This is a genomic window from Anaeromicrobium sp. (assembly GCF_025210435.1).
Lineage (GTDB): Bacteria > Bacillota > Clostridia > Peptostreptococcales > Thermotaleaceae > Anaeromicrobium.
Genome location: NZ_JAOART010000148.1, coordinates 1 through 23,093, shown reverse-complemented (window position 1 = coordinate 23,093; position 23,093 = coordinate 1). Strand labels below are relative to the sequence as shown.

The 23,093-nt window shown below is 31.4% G+C and carries 11 protein-coding genes and 1 riboswitch; of the genes, 3 read left to right on the top strand and 8 right to left on the bottom strand.

All coding sequences use genetic code 11. The features are described from left to right. Positions 1 to 51 precede the first annotated feature (51 nt). On the bottom strand, positions 52 to 921 hold the full coding sequence (locus N4A57_RS18385) for a pyridoxamine kinase (protein WP_293659568.1): 870 nt from the start codon (positions 919 to 921) through the stop codon (positions 52 to 54). A 475-nt stretch (positions 922 to 1,396) separates the two neighbouring features. Between N4A57_RS18385 and N4A57_RS18380 the strand changes: the two genes are divergently transcribed. Beyond that, a complete protein-coding gene (locus N4A57_RS18380; protein ID WP_293659567.1) occupies positions 1,397 to 2,416 on the top strand; it encodes an alpha-hydroxy-acid oxidizing protein in 1,020 nt (339 codons plus the stop codon). 107 nt (positions 2,417 to 2,523) lie between these two features. Then, a complete protein-coding gene (locus N4A57_RS18375; RefSeq protein ID WP_293659566.1) occupies positions 2,524 to 3,267 on the top strand; it encodes a LytR/AlgR family response regulator transcription factor in 744 nt (247 codons plus the stop codon). A gap of 66 nt (positions 3,268 to 3,333) precedes the next feature. On the opposite strand, the gene N4A57_RS18370 is transcribed toward N4A57_RS18375, so the two are convergent. The 7 genes from N4A57_RS18370 to N4A57_RS18340 form a co-directional block, all read right to left on the bottom strand. Then, a complete protein-coding gene (locus tag N4A57_RS18370; RefSeq protein ID WP_293659564.1) occupies positions 3,334 to 13,695 on the bottom strand; it encodes an SdrD B-like domain-containing protein in 10,362 nt (3,453 codons plus the stop codon). A 310-nt stretch (positions 13,696 to 14,005) separates the two neighbouring features. Then, complete coding sequence (locus tag N4A57_RS18365; RefSeq protein ID WP_293659563.1) at positions 14,006 to 14,797, bottom strand: transglutaminase-like domain-containing protein; 792 nt, start codon at positions 14,795 to 14,797, stop codon at positions 14,006 to 14,008. Between the two features lie 14 nt (positions 14,798 to 14,811). After that, a riboswitch (cyclic di-GMP riboswitch) is annotated at positions 14,812 to 14,890 on the bottom strand. An 81-nt stretch (positions 14,891 to 14,971) separates the two neighbouring features. After that, the gene (locus N4A57_RS18360; protein WP_293659561.1) at positions 14,972 to 15,688 is read right to left on the bottom strand and encodes a class D sortase; all 717 of its coding nucleotides are present in this window, start codon (positions 15,686 to 15,688) and stop codon (positions 14,972 to 14,974) included. 99 nt (positions 15,689 to 15,787) lie between these two features. Beyond that, complete coding sequence (locus N4A57_RS18355) at positions 15,788 to 17,104, bottom strand: ABC transporter permease (protein WP_293659559.1); 1,317 nt, start codon at positions 17,102 to 17,104, stop codon at positions 15,788 to 15,790. Further along, a complete protein-coding gene (locus N4A57_RS18350; RefSeq protein ID WP_293659558.1) occupies positions 17,097 to 19,070 on the bottom strand; it encodes a COG1361 S-layer family protein in 1,974 nt (657 codons plus the stop codon). Before N4A57_RS18350 ends, N4A57_RS18355 begins: the two co-directional genes overlap by 8 nt. Next, the gene (locus N4A57_RS18345) at positions 19,055 to 19,771 is read right to left on the bottom strand and encodes an ABC transporter ATP-binding protein (protein WP_293659557.1); all 717 of its coding nucleotides are present in this window, start codon (positions 19,769 to 19,771) and stop codon (positions 19,055 to 19,057) included. The genes N4A57_RS18350 and N4A57_RS18345 overlap by 16 nt, the downstream gene beginning before the upstream one ends. A 134-nt stretch (positions 19,772 to 19,905) precedes the next feature. Further along, entirely contained in the window at positions 19,906 to 21,960 is a 2,055-nt protein-coding gene (locus N4A57_RS18340; RefSeq protein WP_293659556.1) for a YcdB/YcdC domain-containing protein, read from the bottom strand. Positions 21,961 to 22,486: 526 nt separating this feature from the next. Between N4A57_RS18340 and N4A57_RS18335 the strand changes: the two genes are divergently transcribed. After that, positions 22,487 to 22,900: a protease complex subunit PrcB family protein gene (locus N4A57_RS18335; RefSeq protein WP_293659555.1), complete on the top strand. Its 414-nt coding sequence runs from the start codon at positions 22,487 to 22,489 to the stop codon at positions 22,898 to 22,900. The last annotated feature ends 193 nt before the right edge of the window (positions 22,901 to 23,093 follow it).

The window sequence follows — 23,093 nt, the reverse complement described above, 5'->3', positions numbered from 1 at the left end:
ATTATTATGTTCATTTTCTCTTTGTTAAATGCAAGGACTTTTTTAAATTTTTTATTCTAATAATTCATAACTACTCATGAGTATAGGCATTTTTAAATTCTCTAAAACTAACTCTAGTAAAATACCTTCCCTTTCCTTATAATCAAAACCATAACTGGCCTTAATGCAAGAACTTATAAATTGTACTCCACGGTCTAATGCCATTGGTAAGCTGTCTCCCTGTAATAAACTTCCTATAACTACACTAGTAAAAGAATCTCCAGTTCCAGGATAGTGGGCTGGTATGTATTCACAACTTACTTTCCAAAATCTATTGAATTTTTTATCATAGGCAACTACACTAGTTCTCTTATCCTTATCTGGAACACTAGTTATTATAACTATATTAGGCCCTATTTCAGAAAGCCTCATAAGATACTCCTTTATATTTTTAGGATCTGGTTCTTTTCCTGGGTCTTCTCCCAAAAGATACATTACTTCCGTAAAATTAGGAGTTATTATATCTGCTTTCTTTATTAATCCTCTCATATTAGTTACCATTTCATCATCCATAGTATCATATAGTTTTCCATTGTCCCCCATAACAGGGTCTACTACTACTATATTGTCTTCCCTTTTAAAGGTATCTATACATTTTGATACTATATTAACTTGTTTAGGAGATCCTAAAAAACCACTATATATGCAATCAAAATTTATGCCTAATTTTTCCCAATGTTCTATGGTAGGTTCCATGGTCTCTGTTAAATCTATAAAATTATATCCTTCAAATCCTCCCGTATGGGTAGACAAAACGGCTGTAGGTAATGGACACACCTGAACTTTCATAGTGGATAGTATGGGTACTATAACAGACAAGGATGCTCTTCCAAACCCTGACAAATCATGTACTGCCGCTACTCTTTTTACTAAATGCTTCATATTATATTTTTCCCCCTCTTTTTAGAAATTATATTGTATGGATTTCGTAACACTAAGCTTACTTTATACAGTAACTTGCCTACGAAGGAAAATATATTTTAATTTTTAGGAATCTGGAGCGTCACTATATCTTAAGCATAGTCAACATAACACATGAACCTAGTTTTAAAATTTACACTTTAGCATGTGACAGGCGACTTAGATGGATAAAAATTAAAATATATTTTCCTGAAGTAGGCTCACATAAAGCAAGTTTATAAATAATGAATCTATAAACGCTCATTTACCATTATATTATAAACTATTTTAAACTTTTATATAGATTTTTAATAAGGCATATGAAAGAAATAATTCAAATAACCAGTGAAATGACTAATTTATTTTTTAAATATGCCTAATAAGCATATGACTCTTTTCAAATTGCCAATTGAAACTTATAATATTTATTAAGAGAAGAACTTAAGGAGGTATTTAAATGAATTTTCCTGATGTATTAAGAGATGGACGATTAAATCTAAGAGGAAGTTGTAGTGTATGTAAAGTATGTGATGGTACCGTTTGTAGTGGCCAAGTTCCTGGAATGGGAGGAAAGGGTACTGGTAGTTCCTTTAAATCTAATGTATTATCTTTAAATAAATATAAAGTAAATATGAGAACTATACATAATGTTAAGGATCCGGATACATCTATACATTTATTTGGAAAAGAATTAGATATTCCCGTGTTTGCTGCTCCTGTTTCAGGGACAACTTTAAACATGGGAGGTAAATTTTCTGAGGAAGAATATATATCTTGGGTTATAAAGGGTTGCCTAGATGGTGGTATCTATCCTATGGTAGGAGATACGGCTGTAGATTCATTCTTGATTAAAAATCTAGAAACTTTGGAAAAATACAACGGACAAGGAATTGCAATAATAAAGCCCTGGGAGAATAAAAATGTTATAGAGAAAATTAAAAAAGCAGAGAAGGCTGGTGCCTTTGCAGTAGGTATGGATATTGATGCCTGTGGTCTAATCACATTGGCCCTCCATGGAAAACCTGTAACACCAAAAACAGTAGACGAGATAAAAGAAATTGTAGATAGTACTAATTTACCCTTCATATTAAAGGGGATTATGACCGTAGATGAAGCAGAACTTGCTGTAGAAACAGGAGCAGATGCCATAGTAGTGTCTAACCATGGAGGAAGGGTTCTAGATCACACTCCTGGTGTGGCAGATGTTCTTCCTAAAATCTCAAGGGCTGTAGGTGGAAAGATTACTATCCTTGCTGATGGTGGAGTTAGAAGTGGAATTGATGTAATTAAGATGATTGCCCTAGGGGCTGATGCCGTATTAATTGGTAGACCCTTTGTTATGACTTCCTTTGGTGGACAGGATAAAGGTGTAAGAATCTATTTAGATAGATTAAAATCAGATATTAAGTCGGCTATGGTCCTTACCGGATGCAAGTCTATTGATTCTATTGATGATAGGGTATTATATAAAGAGTAAAACGCTAGTAGTAAATGGGCATATATTTCTAATATAGGGTTACAAAAAAATACTCTTATATCCCTTTTAAATAAAATTACTTTTATTATGAAAACAGGAGGTTATATATGATGAAAGCCGTATTAATTGATGACGAAAAAAGTGCATTAAACCTTCTTACTAAAATTTTAAATAAATATGAACAAATATCAATCGTAGGAGTCTATTCTAATCCCCTTGAGGCATTGGGAAATCTTAAAACATTGAATCCAGATGTTCTTTTTATAGATATAGATATGCCTACTATAAATGGTTTATCCCTTGCTGGGCAGATCATTAATATGTTTGAAAACATTAAAATTGTATTTGTTACTGCCTATGATGAATATGCCCTAAATGCCTTTGAAGTAAATGCAATTGACTATTTACTTAAACCAATTTTGCCCCGTAGAATGGATCAATGTATAGATAAGTTATTAAAATATAATTCAAATTTAAATCATAAAAACATATTGGATGTGACTTCTAATTATAATGATACTTTCAAGAAAATATTTGCAAATGATAGTGGCGATATTGTCCTTCTACCTATTGAAGATATTTTATATTTTGAAGCTAATGGAAAAACCATTACTATCCAGACAAAAGATTATAAATATAGTTCCTCCAAAACTTTAAATTATTATGAAAATAAATTAGGAGATCAAAACTTCTTTAGATGCCACAAGAGTTATTTAATAAACTTAGATAAAATTCAACGTCTTATTCCTTGTATTAGATATGCATACGATATAATTTTAAAAAATTGTCATAAGAAAATCCCTGTAAGCAGAAATAAAGCATCTTTATTGAAACAATTACTTGAATATTAGCATTTGAAAATTAAAAATTTCAATTATACTAAAATAAGACAGGGGACAAACCCCTGTCTTATTAAATTATATAACCCTTCTTCTCAATATTACACCAACTAAAATTAACATGGAGCCAAATAGATATAATCCTAAATTATTTTCTTCTCCCGTCTTTGGAAGGGTACTCATAATTCCAAGGGGTATTTCTTCCACATCTATTTCTACTATAATTTCTTCTTCATTTCCATTTTCATCCGTAACTCTTATTGTGAATTTATCTTTACCTACAAAGCCTGGATTTGGCGTGTACTTCCAATTTCCATTTTCATCAATAGTTACTTTTCCATTTGATGGTTCTTCTTTTATATTAACCATACCACCCTCTGGAACTTTCACAACCCCATTTATTGGTGTATCCTCATTAGTTACTTTATTTAGATTTAATTGATCTGGTTCTTTTGGCGTATCCTGTGATTTAGATTCCTCTAATTCCTTTGGTACTTCTTCATTCTTTGGTACTTCTTCTGTTACAGGCACCTCTGGTTCCTTTGGTTCCTCCGGTTCTTCTGACTTAGGAGGATTACCTCCACCACCTCCACCACTTGGTTTATCTGGTTTATCTGGTTTATCTGGTTTATCAGGTTTATCTGGCGTTGAATCACCGCCACCACCTCCACCAGTTGAACCACCACTGTCAGTTGAAGAACCATCGTCCGGTTCTTTTACTATTTTTGTTTCTACAATACTGCTTACAGAATCCGTATCCTTACTATCTGCTATGGCTTTATTAATGATTTTGCCCTTATGTTCATCAGATTTTTTCACCCTATAGGTTCCCGTGAACACTTTAGATTCACCCTTTTCAAGTGATATAATGTCATCTAAATGGATTAAAGGATCTATAATATGGATATTATCTAATCTAACGTCACCTGTATTTGTTACTTTAATAGTGTAGTTAAGCACATCTCCCACTTTAGCAGATTTTTTATCTACAGTTTTTTCTATCTTCAGATCTTTATCTGCTTCAATTACAGGTATGGTCCATGTGGAAGTGATTTTCTCAGATTTATATACGGAGCCATAAACAGTTTCAGATACTGTAAAATAAGCTTCTGCCCTATTTGTTATAAATCCTCTCCAATAATCCTCTTGTGTTACCCTATAAGTATTTGGATGAAGTTCCTTCGAGCTACCTACCTTAAGATCTTCAATTATGTTACTAAAATTCAGCATGGAGTCTTCCACATATACACTTTTTATTACAGTATCACCTATATTTTGTACACTGAATAAATATGATATGTCATCTCCAACTTTAACAGAACCTATAGGACCTGATTTCATAAATCTTAGATTTGGATTAATTTGAACATCTACAATCCACTCATTAGATCTTATAGTACCCGTCTCTTTACTTTTTGCCGTGGCTATGTTTTTAAGCTTAGGTGCATCCTTTTCTTTAACAGTATAATGTACTGATTCGTATACAGCTTCACCAACAGTAAGCTCATCTATGTATTTACTAAATCCTATTAATTCATCCTCTAAGTACACATGATGTACCACTGTATCTCCCTCGTTCATAAGGAATAGAGAATATTCAATTTCATCTCCAATTTGAACAGTTCCTCTAGGTCCTGTTTTTTTCAACATTAATCCAGGATTTGTATTAAGTTTTACTATACATTCATTAGAAGATTCTTTTTCCGTTTGGTCACTATAAACTTGGGCTATATTTACAATGTCATAGGTTTTAGCCACTTTAATATTTGAATCTGGAATATCCCTTTGTAATACCATATACTCTACCTTTTCATATACGGCTTGACCTACTGTTAAAGTTCCCATGTTTTTTCTAAAGCTTAACATATCATCTTCTACATATACATTTTCTACAACAGTCTCCCCTTCATTCCTTATAGTAAATGTATATTCTATAGTATCACCAATTTCCACATTTTCTTTGTTAGCTTCCTTTTGGATAGTCAAGTTTGGAATGGCTGATCTATATGCAAAATCCACTTTGTCTGTTGATATGTTATCTTCAGACAAAATAACTGTTGTAGTATTATCCTTTTCTCCATCCAAATTATATGTTACATACATGTTTTCTTCTGGAAGGGTACTTTCATCTAATTCTATTTTGTATTCTCCCATAATAAGTTTGTCAAAGAAATATTTACCACCATCTTTAGTAGTAGTAATCCCTTTTTCTTTGAAAACATGGTTTTCTTTAAGATATAGGGTTACTTTTACACCATCAATACCCTTTTCATCCCTATTATGGACTCCATAATCATGTTCATCTTTCCAAACCCTATCTCCTATGAACCCTGTACTTACATACCCAAAGTCCACATCTTTTTTGTTTTCTCCAAGGGATAGCTTTACTGAAGTATGATTATCAGGAGTACTATCTAAATCATAACTAGGTTTTAAATATTTAGGTATGGTTGATATATCTACTTCAATGGTGTACTCACCAGAAGGTAATTTTTCAAATAGATATTCTCCATCATTACCTGTTATGACCCTTTTGTCGGATATTTTTCCTGATTTATCCTTCAATATGAGTTTAATATGTTTAATACCCTTTTCATGAAGATCTTCATCTCCATCACCATCTAGATCTAGCCATACATAATCTCCAATAGAACCTGTATGATTATATCCAAAATCTGCTGTTAGATTTTGTTCACCCTTATCTAAATCAATAGTATAAGAATTTTTAGGTTCATAGGTGTCATCAGATGATTTGTTATTTACAGGGTCAGATACTTGTTTTAACCTTTTATCTTTAGGCATAGTCACTGTTACAACATATTTATCTTTAGGTAAGTCATTAAATATATACTTACCCTCTGAATCTGTTTTAGTAGTAAAGTTCTTACCATCTGAGTTACGAACTAACCTTACCCCTATTCCTTTAATACCCTCTTCACCTTCATCTTTTATACCATCTTCATCTAAGTCATACCATATTGTATCACCTATAGCACCTGAGTAAAGATATCCAAAATCTATCTTATCTTTTTTACCTCCAGCAGGTAGTTTAACAGTATTCATATGATCAAGGGTACCATCAGGATCATAAACTTGTTCTAGCTTCTTATCCTCGGGCATAGTTACTTTTACAATGTATTCACCCTCTGGTAAATCATTGAAGGTGTATTTACCATCCCCATCAGTAGTAGCCTCTTTAAAAGTTTTATTATCCCCTTTACGTGTAAGACTAAGAATAATATTTTCAAGACCTTCTTCTTCTGAATCTTTCTTACCGTTTTTATTGAAATCCATCCAAACTATTCCTTCTAACTTTCCTGAGTGTTTATACCCAAAGTCAACAGTATGAATAATCTCACCATCTTTAAGGGTAACCTTTGTTGTACTATCTGAACTTAAATCTTTTGGATAAGAATCCTTACATATTACTAGTCCATTAGGGGTTAGGGTATTTGTATCTACTGTGATAGTGTATTTACCTGATTCTAGATCTTCAAATAAATATTTACCATGAATATCTGTAATCCTATGTTTATTAGTAGTATTTGAATCATTTGTTAAAGTAACTTTAACTCCTTTAATACCCTTTTCATCACTATCTTGTATTCCATCAGCATTAGAATCTAGCCATACATAGTCTCCTATTTTACCCAATACTTTAACATTGGCCGTATCCTCATGGGATACATCATCTAATATACCTACTAATTTATTACCACTTGAGTCTGATGGAGTAGCTATAACTTCTCCTTCGTTAGTAATATCACCATTAATTTTAGTATGATAGTAATAGATTATGTCATCTCCAGAAGCTAATGCCTTAGTATCATCTCCACTTCCTAACTGCATTTTAGATTTATTTATACCTAGCTTTGAATCATTTATTCTAATATTGTGAAGATATGTATCCCCCTTGTTAATTACCCTAAAGAAATAGGTAATAGGTCCATCCTTATAATCACTTACCACATCAGATGATTTACTAATATGGTCTATATGTCCATTAGCCACTGTCTTTTCTATTTCTACCTGTGGATTTACCACATATACTTTGGCACTACTTTCCTTACTTTCAACAAGTGGAATTTTAGGATATTTATTTTTATTTGAATCTGTAGCATCTCCTATGGCTTTAGCAATGTTTGTAAGAGAACCTTCTACTGTACTCTTATATTGGTAAGTTGTAGTTTCTCCAGGTCCTAAAAACACTTTTCCCCTTGTAGGCCATGTATTAGGTTTAAGTCCTAAAGGTTCATCAACAATGGAAATATTGTTTATATAAGTATCTCCTTCATTTTTTACAGTAAATACATATGTTATTGGATCATTTGTTTCCCTATACACTGATTTGGTAACTGTATCACCATGACCAGTTAGTATAGATTTATCAATGGTTATCTTTGGAGCTACTTCATCTACCTGGGCCGTATCACTATCATAAGGATTTTTATCCTCTGGAATTTTACCTATATCATCTCCATTAAGATCAACTGGATTCCCTGTAACCCTAGCAGTATTTGTTAAATCGCCATTAATATTTGTCTCATAATAATAAGCTACTTCCTCACCAGGTACTAGAGGCAAATGACCCCTTACTTTGTTCATATGACCTTGGGTTAAATCATGTCCAGAACTATTTTTCAAGTTTAAATCTGTAATCTTAATATGGTCTAAATGTGTACTTCCCGTATTTTTTACAGTAAATATGTAAGTGACCGGTTGATCCTTTAGACCTACAGCAAGTTCTCCCCCCACTTGACCAGATTGGTAAGAACCAATATATACTGTTTTTTCAAGATTTATTCCAAATGTATCTACTACTACATTAGCATCCTTAGTACCTATATAGTCATGTTTAGCCGTCACAGTATTTTTTATCTTGGCATTCTCAATATTATTATCCGACCCCTCTAGTAAGTCAGATGATTTTACCATGTAAGAACCCTTTAGTATCTGTGAATTATTTAAGCTTGTCCTATCTGCAAGTAATGTGATTTTTTTGTTTGTTATATCAGCAAGTAGAGGATCATTAATATTTATATTGTTAAGATCGACACTTCCTTTATTTGTCACTTCTATTGTGTAATTAACTGAATCTCCCACAGCATAAGGCCCCTTATCTGCTGTTTTTTCAATTTCTAAATGGGCTATTTCCACATTTACACTACTCGTCTTTATTATTTGTGTATCTTCACTAATAGCTTCTACATAATTATTAATAGGTAGGGTAGTACCTTTGCTTCCTATATCTTCTTCTTTTACTATATAATTGATCTTATAGACCTTCCTTTGTCCAACACCTAAAGTAGAAAAAACTACTTTATCCGATTCTAATGTATCAGGAGAATCAGAATTTCTAGAAGTTCTTAATTCGTCTTTAATTATCTTAACATTTGTCAGGGGAGAATTTCCTGTATTTTTAAATGATATGGTATATTCTATCTTATCCCCCACATTAGCAATGAACTTACCATCCCTTTTCTTTGCTGCCTTTCCATTTATCTTCGTTACAGTTTTTGTAACTGTAAGGTCTTTAACATAAACTTTATTTTCCCCTTTTACTTCATATCGAATATGATCATTTGTAGCGAAGGCTTCATTTAAAATAGAACTTGATAAATCAGATTCTGATACAGTGTATGGTACTTCAATAAATTTTGAGTTACCCTTTTCTATAGTTCCAAGGTCGTGTTGTAATAGATTTACTTTAGGATCATCTATCTTTACATGGTCTAAATCTATACTTCCTTCGTTGTATGCAGTAATCTTGTACTTTATAATATCTCCCACTTCAACGGCTAAATTAGATATATCTGTAACATTTTCAAATTCCGTCTTCTCTTTTCTTTTAATTTGAGAAACTATCTTTTCTAAACGTAGGGCTGATATATGTACTGTCTCTTCCACTTCCTTACATGGTGGATTGGTAGGGTCTGTATTATCCTTTAACTCATTAGCCCATACCTTTAATGTGTTTTTCACAGGGTTTTTATTATCACAAGCTTCATTAGCATCTGCTTCAATAACTTTATATTCTCCATAAAATTCATATTTTTCATTTACTCCTAATGTATTTACAGTCAATGTATTAGGAGTATCTTTATAAATCACATTAAGATCTTCATCTATAGGTTCAAATTCCTTTTCATTAGAATTAGGATCTGTAAATGTGGCCTTAGTAAATTTAAATCCTTCATTTACCATTTCATCTTCTAATCTAATATTATTAAGGGGAACTGTACCATTGTTTTCAACTAATATCTCATAAAGTATGGTTTCATCCTTATTTACTGGTCCTTTAGTTCCATTAAATAAAACTTCTGTGCCATCAGTTTTCTTATACCCTATGGCTGTCTTTTTCACATTAAGACTAGGCAATCCACTTGACTGGATTAATCCTAAATCTACATTATGGTTTTTACGTGTAGACTCACTACTAGTGTCTATAACCATTTCAGCTGTACGTATAGTAGACCCGTCTTCGTATCCATCCGAATCCTTAGAATCATCATTTGTTGTTGTTTCAGGTATATGGGCATCCTTCTTGCCTACCTTATAATAATTAGGTATTTCAAAGGATACATAATAATTACCCCTTTCTAAATAAGGAAATAAATAATATCCAGGATTTCCTTGGTGATCATTTCCTGTTAAGGTTGTATCTACTATATTCCAATTATCTGTTCCCGAATCCTTCTTGTGAAGATTAACAGTAATTCCATTTATGCCTGCCGATTGATCATCATACCCATCGTTTTGATATCCATCATTATTTTTATCAAACCATATGAAATTCCCAATTTCCCCAATTGGATTTGTTTTAACTTCAATACCCACCTTTAGGGGCTCAGCTGGCAGTAAGGATACTCTATCTCCTTTACTATCTAATGTTTCTCCACTCATACTAATAGAGTTCCATGCAACCTCACCACTAGTGGGAGCTCCCACAGGAGATCTCATTTTCCAATGTAGAGTAAGTATATTACCTGGTTCTAGTCCTCTAGAATCATCAAAACCATTTATTAAAAATTTTAAGGACCTAACACTAGTAATATCACTAGGTGGTTTCTTAGACCAATTAGGATTTTCACTTCCTATTTCTCCCGTTCCCTTTTTACGGACTGGGTCTGTAGCTGTACTATAATATACTTCCACATTGGCATGGGTTATAATTCCATTAGAATCCTTTACTATAGGTAAATTTCCTTCACTTAATTTTTTTATTAAATAGGGACTCCACTGGGATTTTCTTTTCTGACTAGGATTTAACACTGCCGTATCTCCAATGTAAGGAAGAATATCTATAATTTCAATATTATTTACATGAACATTTCCTCCATTAAAGACCTCTAATTTATAGTCAGCAGAACCTCCAGGTGTTGTACTTCCCTTTTCATTAAGACGTTTGTAATTATCACCATCAAATTCTCCTCTTACCCACTTATAGGCATTAAGGGCAGGTGTTTCCCTAACTTTAATATTTGATGGATTTCCCACTAGACGGTTACTAGTAGTAGGGTCCTTGTCTAAATCCTCACTATCAGGTTCAATATTAATACCAGCACTTGTTAAGTATTCACCTTCACTTATCATATATAATTTATTAGTATGTACTCCTACATCTGCATAACTTTTGATTCTCAGATCATACTTTAATCTAATACTTTTACCCTTTGGAAGGTCATAATCATTCCAATACCATTTTAGTGTGGTTTCACCAAGGTTTGGATAATTCTCGTATTTTTCAAATTTTGGTTCTGGTATATGTCCATTTAATGTATTCCATGTGCTTTTCCACTTATTGTTGCTTAAATATTCAAATCCATTAGGAACCACATCTATTAAAATAGGTTTTTTCAAGGAACCCGTTCCTAATCGGCCATGGTTTGTAGCTAATAATTCAAACTCTATGTCTTCTAAAGTGTAGTGGGCATAGTTTTCATCTTCAGTAAGTTTTTTCTTTTCCAAATGGGAAATCCAAGCCTTATCTATTAGTACTTTAAAATTTATGCCATCAGATAAGGACTTTCTTGTATTACCTGTAAATACATTAAATCCATATTCTAAATTAGCATTGTTTTCAATGAATGAATTATTACTTGCTAAACTCTTTACCATTCCCTTTAACTTTATCTTTTCTGAAAATTTAAAGTTTACAGGAATAGTATCATATATTAACCTAATACCCCTTATATATTCATCACTATCTAAACTCAATGAGCTTATATTTATTATATTTTCACTTTGAGTATTACGAGATGTACTATCATTTATCCATCCCTTTTTATTAGTCTTATATGCAAAGGTATAATTTGCAGATAGTAAAGACCTTCCCAAATATATTTCTTTAAAATCTATATGTTCTGATAAATTTTCATCTGTAATAACCACATTAGATAGGGTATGACCATTATCTTTTATATTATTAAAGTCAATTGTGTAGATTATTTCATCTCCATGACCAAAATTTTTATCGGAATTATAATCATAAATTCCTAGATTAAATTTAGGCTTAGGATCTGGTGGACTTACAAAATTAGTAGTAGCATTGGCTATATTAGTTTTAAATACTAATTTTTCAGAAGACTTTATTTCATCTCCATTATGATCTAATTCAATAGGATATCCTTCCACAAAAACAGAGTTGGTACGTGTAGAATTAGGCACTACTCCAATTCCCAAATTATTCCTATCTATAGGATATTTTACTTTAACAATTATACTTGGAGTATTTTTAGGAGATACATCCGTAAGCTTCCAAGTAATCTTATTACCTACCATACTAATTGGATTAATACTTGATGATATATATTGGGCATCTTGAGGCAATGTATCTATTATGGTTACCTCTTTTAAGGGTATATTATAATCCCCATTATCCGTAGTATTCAATGTAATTGTGTATACCATTTCTTTAGTATTCTTTGAATCATCATTTGGAATAGTATATTTTGATAAAGCTCCCTTATATATATACCACTGTTCATCTGAATTAATAAATTTAGTAGTTATACTATGACTAGCTGGATTGAATGTTACAGGTGTATCCCCTTTAACAATCTTTCCATCCTTTATTTCTATAGGATATGCCCTTGCCATAGCAGTATTTGATCGTATAGAATTATGTTTTACACCAATTCCACTACCTTGTCTATCAATCTTATATTTTACTACAACTCTTTTATTTGGAGGATTGCTTACAGAAACATCTTCAAAGTGCCAATTAATTGTGTGATTGTTTTCATCGTAAACTCCACCTTCTGAGGATTTATATATTACATCATCTGGTAATCTATAGGATAAATCCACGTCCTTTAAATCTATATCACCATTAATTAAACGTACATTATAACCTACTTGCACTTCCTTTACCCTAGGATCTTTAGTAAGTTTTACCTTCTCTGGACCAGAAGTGTCTACTTTCCAAACTGCCGTAGACTTAATAAATCCAGTAGTAGCACTGGCAGATGATTCTTTAAAGTCTATCTTTTGGGACCATTTTCCTATGGTGCCATCATCCTTCATTTCTATGGGATACCCTGTAACAGAAACACTATTTCTACGACTATCTCCTTCTTTTACCCCCACATCACCTGAATTTCTAAATATGGGAAATTTTATTTTCACATTTATAGATGTAGTTTTACCAGCAATAACATCTGATAATTTCCAAGTTAATGTATTGCCATTTCTGCTAGTAGGTGTAATAGTTGATGATACAAATGTTCCATTTTGGGGTAGAGTATCTACTATTTCCACATCCTTAAGATTTATATTTCCACCACTTAAATTAATAGTATAATCTACTTTCAATTCCTTTTGATTTGGATTAGTAGAAATTGTAGCGGTTTTTGGTGCTGTTTTAGTAATAATCCAACTATCTGCCAAGGACATGGTCAAGTTTACAATATTACCATATGCTGTTTTCAAAGTTCCAGAAGAACTATTAAGCTTTCCTTTAAGCTCAGCTTTATTTAACTTTATAGTTTTCCCATTAGGATATACACTTGGACTAGGAAATGCAAACTTAACCTCTACAAATCCATTCCCCCCCGATGGAAATAAGCTTTTATCAGTAGTTGAAAGTCTATCTCCTAATTTGAAAGTTACCCTTCTTGTGGATGGATCATATATGGGGTCTTCTATAACATGACCTGACCTAGTTACTGATTTGTATATGGCACCAGGGGGTAGAGTATAGGATAATTCCACATCATAAAAGTTATTATCAATATTAGAACTGGAATAATCTAACTTAACAGTAATTTCTTCCTTTGGTTTTATTTTAGTTTTATTAACAGACTGGCTAATTGTTAATCCACCACTATCATCAGCAGCAAATCCAACAATCTGAATAAATGGTAGAAAAACTTGTAGCAATAAAACTACAATGGTAAATAAACTTACCCATGGATTACTACCCTTGTAAAAATTCTTCATCAAGAGCCTCCTTCCATATTAAATTTTTATAATTTAAAATTGAAATCCCCCCTTTTTATAATGAATTTCAGTTCATTATAAAGCTCATAAGCTATATTTTTGAAAACGTGTGGCACTTCATCAGGTATTATTTAATATTTTATCATTTAGTCCTTTTGTCATGGTTCTTATTTCACAAAATGTAAGAAAAAACGTATGAAAAGGTAGAATTTTCGTATTATATGTATATTAAAATATCCAATGGAATAGTTATATTAAACTATCCATTGGACATGCATTTCATTTTCTATTTTATTTTCTATAATATTCATTAATATTTTCCCTTTGAAAAATATTCATTTGAATTCTTAATCATGGAATAGGATAAATTATTTTTAAGTAAATGAGCATCGTAAGTAGTATCTATTATAATCCACTCATTTGTATCACTAATATAAACTTCGTTCCAAGCATGGTAAGTATTTATATCATTTTTATTTCCTTTAACTAGTTTTGTAGGAATGTTTATACTTCTTAACATGGAAGCAAATAAAGAAGTATAGTCATAACAAATTCCCTTTTTCACTTCATATGTAATCTCTATATTGGGAACATAGTTCTTATTAATATAAGGGATTTTTTCATTATCATAGGAAATATTGTTAATAATATATTTGTAAATAGCTGTAATTTTTTCTTTGTCTGTCTTCAGATTTTTTGTTAATTCCTTAGCTTTTATTATTGATTCCATGTTATTATTCCAATTTATAGTTTGCGTTGAATTTAAATATACAATGTTTTCATCCTTTAAATTTAAATTTATTTTTTCATGGGCTACTACCTTATATTTTTTTCCTTCAACCGATTCTAGTATGGCAATAAAATACTCTCCATTACCAAAGGCCAAAGGATAATATTTATTTTTCTCCAAATTATAAAAATGTTTATCTTTTCCCTTTTGTATCATAATTTTTATCCCATGAATATTATTTATATGGTAATTTCCACTGATAACCCCCTTATGTAATTGACTTTTATCAAAAATATGATCATCCTCTGCAAATGAAAAATTTGTAGTAAAAATCACTACCATAATAAAACATACTAATACTTTTTTTAGCATAATAAAATTCCTCCTTCGAAAACTGGCTACCATCTAATGTAAGGCCCTTTAGCTTTGCGTCCCAAGATTTCCCTTGGTTTGCCCTTATCGGTGAAGAATAATTTTTAATATAAATTGTTTAATTTTATTCTATTTTATCACAATTTGTAGAAAACATACAAATTATAGCTAGGATTATTCTTCTTTTATAATCATTCCCTTAATTATTAGTCTATGGGTTGGATTAATCATAGGATCACAGGTAATCAAAGTAATTTCCTTGTCATTTCCATTTCCACTTAAAACCCATACTTCATTAGGTTTTACTAAAAGCTTCTCTGTGACAATATAAACATACTCCTTAGATTTATGAAAAACCTTTATATAATCTCCTTCAGTGAGTTCATCTAAACGATTAAAATTCCTACCATATGTCTTACTTCTATGACCTGCTATGGCATAGTTACCTATTTGACCTGTCTTTCCCGTATTTTTTATGCTGGACACAGAAATTTTTAGATTTTCTTTAGTTGCATCTGTTAAAATTGGCAAATATAAATTTATTTTATCTATCTTAAGCATGCCTTCCATATGCTCATCTATATATACTTGTCTAAGGTTTCTTTCTTCTTCTTTTCTTTTTTTCTCTTCTCTAATTTCCTTTTCATTAGAAATCTCTAGATCAATTTCATTATTAAGAGTTTTATCATGAATAATTGTATCATTTTCTCCTAATAAATTTTCTTTATCTTCCTCTAAGGCATTTACGTCACTATCTATAGAGGACATATTTTCTTCCCAATATTTAATTAATTTTTCTTGTTCATAATTGTTATAGGTTTCTTCTACCTTTGGATATAAAATAATTATTAATCCAATAATTATTATTAATGTTGAAATCTTCTTTTTCATATTTTACCTCGTCATATTTCTTTTAGTTAATTATAATATAAACTTCACCTTTAAATATATAAGTAAAAAGACCACCATAATTAGTGGTCTTCTATTGATTTATTCATTTTTGATTGCCTTAAGAGCACTTAAGTTCATGGCACGTCTTGCAGGTAAATATCCTGCCACAACTCCTATGATAAATGAAAATACTAGGGCTCCTAGGGCTAATTCTATAGATATGACAGAAATTTTTGTGTCAGGTCCTCCACCCATCATACCTCCTGCCAGCTTATTTAATCCAAAGGATACTAGATAACTGAAAGTAAGTCCTGCTAATCCTCCCGTAAGGCCTATCATGCCCGCCTCTATTAAAAATAATTTTTTAATATCAGAAAGCTTAGCTCCAATTACCTTCATTACACCTATTTCTCTAGTTCTTTCATATATACTCATTATCATAGTATTTGTAATACCAATGGCAGCTACTAATAAACTTATGCCACCTATACCCCCTAGTATTAACCCTATCTTTTGAGTTGTTTCTTTCATATTATTTACCATATCCGTTAAACTAAAGGTCTCATATCCTATATTCTTTATAACAGTCTCTACGCTTTCTACACTTTCCACATCTTTAACTTTAACTTTTATGGTTTCATATTTATTTTCATCCCTATCTCTTCTTCTGTTTGATGAATCCTTTTTTGTTTTTTCGTCTTCTTCTTCTATCTTTAACATCTCTTCTATGCTCATATAGGCCCTGTAACCATTTCTGCCACCTTCTTTTAATATACCTACTCCCTTGGCCGCATAATGCTTAGGAGCTTTGTAATCTGAAGGAGGTTTTGCATTTCTTTCTCCAAAGTATCTATCTGATGTTAATATTAACTTATTTCCCAGTACATCCACAGTGGGAGGTTCTTCTTCGTTTCTAACTCTAGGATTTCTAAAAAATTCTAAAGTGTCCTTACCAAATACTAAAACTGTCTTATCTCCTGGAGCTAATAACCTTCCCTCTTCTACTTCAAGACCAAAGTCTTTCATAACACTTGGGTCTATCCCTATGACTCTCATGTCAGCTATATATTTTCCTACTCCAATTCTCATATGCATTCTTTTCTCAGGAGTCACAGCCTCTACTCCATCTATTTTCTTAAAAGTAGCTATGGCCGTATCGTCTAGCTTAACATCTTTTTTATCCCTACTATCAGATTCATCCCTGTACATGTATCCATCTGCATTAACTTCTATAACTGTTAAATCTCCCATTTCTCCCATGCTCTTTTTAAATTCCGTATCTATTGCTATGCCTAGGGATATCATTACTACGATAGAGGTAGTCCCTATTATTACACCTAGTACAGTTAAAAAGGTCCTAGTTTTCTTTCTCCATAAGTTATTAAATGCCATTTTAAAGAGGTCTAAACTATTCATCTATACCCACTTCCTCTGTTTTCTTTTTACGCTTTCTATAGAAAATGAATCCTCCTACTCCTAAAATAGCAAGTCCTATTATCCATTTTGTTTTAGAAGATTTTTCTTCTTCTTTAGGCATTTCAGGCATTTCTATTTCTGGTTCCTTTTGGGCATTTATACTTATTTCCTTTTCTATTATTTGGTGATTTCCAACCTCATCATCAAATTCAAATATTACAGTTCCCTTAGCTTCTCCTTCCTTTTCAGGAGTAATAGTTGCATCATAGTAGTTATCATTTCCAGCTTCTAAATTTCCCACGTATAATGTTCCATTTTTTATTCTAAAGTCACCCTTTGTATTTATCATAAGGTTCCTAATTTGAGATCTTCCCATATTATAAAAATCTACAGATATACTTGCTGGTGTATTTACAAATATGTCATTTGGTAGTTCCACATGGGATACTACTAATCGTGAATCTTGGATTACAGGCACTCCTATAGTCTCTTCAGCCGTATATTTAGTTCCTGAACCATCTTCATACTCCATGGTTACAGTTATGTTATAGTCCTGATATTTTGCATCAGGCTTTGTCTTTAACTTCATTGTCTTAGAAACTCTACTTTTACTTCCTATGTTTTCTATAAAGAAAGAATTACTACTTCCTACAGGAGAGAATATACCTTCTTCTGGTTTTAATGTTACCTTTATATTCTTAACTGTCTTGGCTGAGTTTGTATTAAAGAAAGATAAATCTAAATTAAATACTTCTCCAGCCTTTATGAACTCTTTTCCATAGTTATAATTATCTATTATTATTTTAGGGTTTTGACTTACTCCCTTGTCATCTACAAAAACTCCCACATATTGTTCAAAGGTTTGAGTTTTTTCTCCTGATATTTTATATTCTACACTTACTTTAACTGGGTAGTTCTTAGATTCTGCTCCATCCTTAGCGAATAACACAAATTTTAATTGTTGTTCTTTCCCTGCTCCTAAAGTGCCTACACTTTTAATAGATGATGATTTTGGTAATATATTATCTCCTGGATCCACTGTTACTTTCACAGATTTGGCATCATAAGGACTCTTGTTTTTTAAATTGAAACTCAAACTAAAGTCTTCGTTGGGAGAAACTTCCTTAGGGCTAGATATGTTTTCTAAGGCTAAATTCAGTTCCTGATCATTTCCCCCTGATATTGGTAAATATATATTTTCCTTTTGCTCATATTCTTTATCATATTTGTCCTTATACTTCATTTCTAAAGTTAAATTATAAGTTCCCGATTCAACTTCTGAGTCAACTTTTATATTATATTTTACCTTTGCATATTCTTTAGCTTTTATATTATCTATTTTCTGAATATCCATATAGTCAGATAGGGTTATCTTATTATCAAAACCTGTTATTTTAACTTCTAAACCCTTAATATCTAAATCAGATTTATTATTTAAATCTAATTCTATTTTACTTACCTTTCCTGATGGTATTTCCTTACTTGGAAGTTTTATATCTGAAATTTTAACCTTAGGCTGATCCTTATCATTAGTTATTCTTACATAAAGATTTTGAGAATCACTGCTAGCACTTCCATTTTCCGCTTCATAATCAACTTTAAAATTTATCGTATAGACCTTATCCTCAGCATTTTCCTTAACTTTTAAATAGAATGGAACTTTTTCACTTCCCTGGCCATTAATAGATCCTACATTTTTTTTAATAGTAGCCTTATCTATTTCAAAGGGAAATTCATTTGGATCTTCTATAACGGGATACATTAGTATATGACGAGCCTTCAAAGTAGAATCATTATCTAAAGGAATAGCTAATCTCACCTCTTCCCCTGCATTAAATACAGGTGTATCCATATTTCTTCCTATAACCATTCTTGGTGAACTACTGTATTCATAGGCAAAAACAGTAGTATTAACACTAACTATTGCAAGTAGTAATACTAGCAAAGCACTTATTCTTCTGTACATTCTTTCTCCTCCCTAATTTCTATCTTTTGTATATTTCCATCTAATATATAGACAACCTTATCTGCATATTTTGCAATACTTCTATCATGGGTTACAATAATCAAGGTTTGATTATTGTCCTTAGCTATTTTTAATATTAAGTTCATGACTTCCTTGGTAGTACTAGAATCTAGGTTTCCCGTTGGCTCATCTGCAAAAACTATAGGAGGTTTACTTACAAAGGCACGAGCTATACCAACTCTTTGTTGTTGTCCCCCACTCATCTGAGTTGGCTTATGGGTTATATATTTTTCAAGACCTACTGCCTCTAATATTTCCTTGGCATGCTTTTCCCTAACCTTTTTACTAAACCCTCTGAATGTCAAAGGTAAACTGACATTTTCAAGGGCCGTAAGGGCAGTAAGCAAATTATATGATTGAAATACAAATCCTATCTCCTTTTGCCTAAAGGTAGCCAATTGCTCCTCCGTCATTTTATCAACCCTACGACCTGCTATACTAATCATACCCTTAGTAGGTTTTTCTAGGCCCGCCATCATATTTAGTAAAGTAGATTTCCCTGACCCTGATGTGCCTAATAAACAACATACCTCTCCTGGTTTTACCTCTAATGATACATCATCTAAGGCCACCACCTTTTCTTCTCCAACTCTAAAAACTTTCCTAACATTTTTAATATCTATAGTATTAATAAATATCACCCCTCAACTTTACCTTAGAATAACATATAAATAATATCACATTTTTCTTAAAATAAACTTAATTGTTACCAATATGTAAGAAATTCTTACATATTGATACATAAAAAATACGCAGCTAAGGGCTGCGTATTAATCTATCTAGTTAAATAGTTGTATATCATATAAGCTGCTCTTCCATTTGTTAAATCCTTATTAGGGTTGAATTCATCCTTAATAATACTTAACTTGTTAGCTATAGTAATATATCCAATATATTCTTTATCTAGCCTATTAGAATCATATGGATACTTAAATATTTCTCCTGATTTAGCTATTTCCTCATAGCCTAAGGCCCTTACTACGAACTTAGTAGCATCCTTTTCTGTAACCATACCTTCTGGATTTTTTTCTTCTTCCTTAATGATGTTTTCATTAATTAGGACCCTATACATTTCATCCATATTATCTTTATTATAATGCTGTCCCAAAGCATCTAGTGTTAACCTTAAAAAGTCCCTTTGAAGTATTTTACCATCTGGTTGGAATCCTTTTTTCATTGACAATATGCCATATTCCCTTAATCCATTCATTTCTTTTTCATATTTATGGCCACTTATAACCTTATTGTTTTCTTCCATTTCTATTATTATAGGTTTTCCATTATGGTCTAATAGTTTGCCAGTTATGCCATGGTATATAACTGGGTAATGGCCTTTTACGGAATATACTAAAGCCACATTGTAGTTTTTGTTAATAGGTACTGATTTAGGCTTTTCATATCTTCTTCTATAGTTTAGTTCCATACCCATTTGTTTAAACATAATGTCATATGCTTTATCTAGGGATATGGTTTTTCCTGTTGGGAATTTCACATTAAACCAATTTAAATTATATGATTGAATCTCTCCTGTTATATTGTTAAAAGTAACCCTTATGAAATTATCTCTTACAGGAATATTGTTTACCAGTCTTCTATAAGTAAAGGTGTAATAAGTAGGAGTTTCTACATTTTCATAGGATACTTCATCATACTCCTTATAAGCAGTGTTCTTATAATCTACAGAAAACTTTTCTAAGAATTTTTCTACTATTTTTTTCGCTTCTTCTTTTTCATATTTTCCCTTTTCATCCGTATAATCTCTACCCTTATAAAAACTTAATACCTTCCCATCCTTAGCATCCACACTTACATTTACATATTCTTTATCTTCTTTCTTTTTGAAATATAACTCCCACTTGAATCTTTCATTTTCTCTATGAACCTTATATATGTTAGCATCTTTTAATTCATATTCATTTCCTATTTTTAATTCATCTATACTCCTAGCTATTTTTTCTGCTTTTTCTTTACCCATTATATCCTTAGAAGAATCTACAGCCTTTTGTTCTTCTGGAGACAGGGAGCGTCCAAGGGCTTTATCTTCTTTCATAGTAACATTTTCATATCTTGGATAGTCAATATAATAATAATCAGCCTTCACCACTTCTCCCCTGTTAGCATCTATACTATTTTGTCTATCATACTTGAGTACATATGCTAAATAGGCTTTTACAGCGTCCTCTTCATATTTAAATTTATAAACCAATTCTAATCCTAGATCCTTTTTAAATATTTCCTTAGCCTTTTCTTCACTAATAATATTCTTGTTACTAGGGAATTTTATATTATCCCACATTTTATTGTAACTAATCACTTTTCCCCTATGGGAATCTACACTTACTTCTATACCATTTTCATAAAAGGGAATATTGTCTATTACCCTATAAAAAAACATACGATATTGCCTAACAGGTAATTTTTCTTTTTTATCATATTCATATTTCACCTTATCTAGTAAACTATAGTCCATTTCCTTTATAAAATCCTTGGCAATTTTTATGGCATCATCCTTACTATATCTAGGTATTTTATTTTCTTTATGGTACTTCCCATCGTAATATCTATAGGATATCATCTCTCCATCTTCATTAACGGATACATGAATAGATTCACTAGTCTTTTCATTTATCCAATTCATTCCCCATATTTTTTTATCACTTATGGTATACACATTATAATCAAATTTTTTATACGTATCCGGTACATTAACTTTTTCTTTAGCTTTATGTATTGCATCCTCTAATCCCATATCTTCACCAAAGGCCATGGTACTTCCAAAACTAGTGAGCAAGAGCATTAACACTAAAATTTTACATATAATCCCCTTCATTTTCATCTCCCCTTCTTATAATTTCTTAACATGATTATTCTTCTTTAATGTTTTGTACATATTTATGACGTATATTATATAAATAATGTTCCCCTTTTAAAATTATGTTTTTTTTTATTATTATTTCCTTTATAGATTTCGTAACACTAAGCTGTCTTTATACAGTAACTTGCCTACGAAGGTAAATATATTGAAAATTTTTGGAATTGAGGCACGTCACAACATCCTATGCTACTCCAATATGACTCATGAACCTATCTACGAAGATTCACACTTTCGCTTGTGACAAGGACTTCAATGGAAAAAATTTTCAATATATTTTCCTGAAGTAGGCCGGCATAAAGCAAGTTTGTACACCAGAAATCTATATAATTTCCACATTTAATTTTAAGGTTCTTATTATTGGGTAGATATATTAATAATATTTTTGTAACATAATTTTAATCTATTTTTAATTTTTTCCAGGAACTTTTTAAGTTATAATAAGTCTAACATTATGAAGAATCAGTATAGGGGGCACTTTATCGTGAAAAAAATCTTGTTTATCATAAGTCTAATATGCGTATCTATCATATTATTATATGGGTGTTTTAAATATAACTCTAAAAATAATTCCCTAGCTTACACAACCATGAAAGTTGAAAAAATATCTAATAAGGAACAATTATCCACGTGGATACTCAATAATAAACATAAGGAAGGTTTCCATTCTCAAGTAATTAATGGACAAACTTATTTATTAATAGTAGGTAAAAAACAAAATGATGTAGGATATAATATTAATTTAAAAGAATTATACAGTGATGAAGACTATTTGTATGTGGATTACTCCATAATAGAATCATCAAAGGATAGTACGGTTACTGATGCAGTATACAATCCATTTTTAATATTAAGATTAAAGGGTAGATCCCAATTTGAGAGAGTTGTAAAAATTTAGGCATATGAAAAGACTAATTTATTCTTTTCATATGCCTTATAGATTTCGCAACACTAAGCTTTCTTTATACAGTAACTTGCCTATAAGGGAAAATATATTGAAAATCTTTGGAACCCTGGAACGTCACAACATCCTATGCTACTCCAACATGACACATGAACCTATATACGAAGATTCACACTTTCGCTTGTGA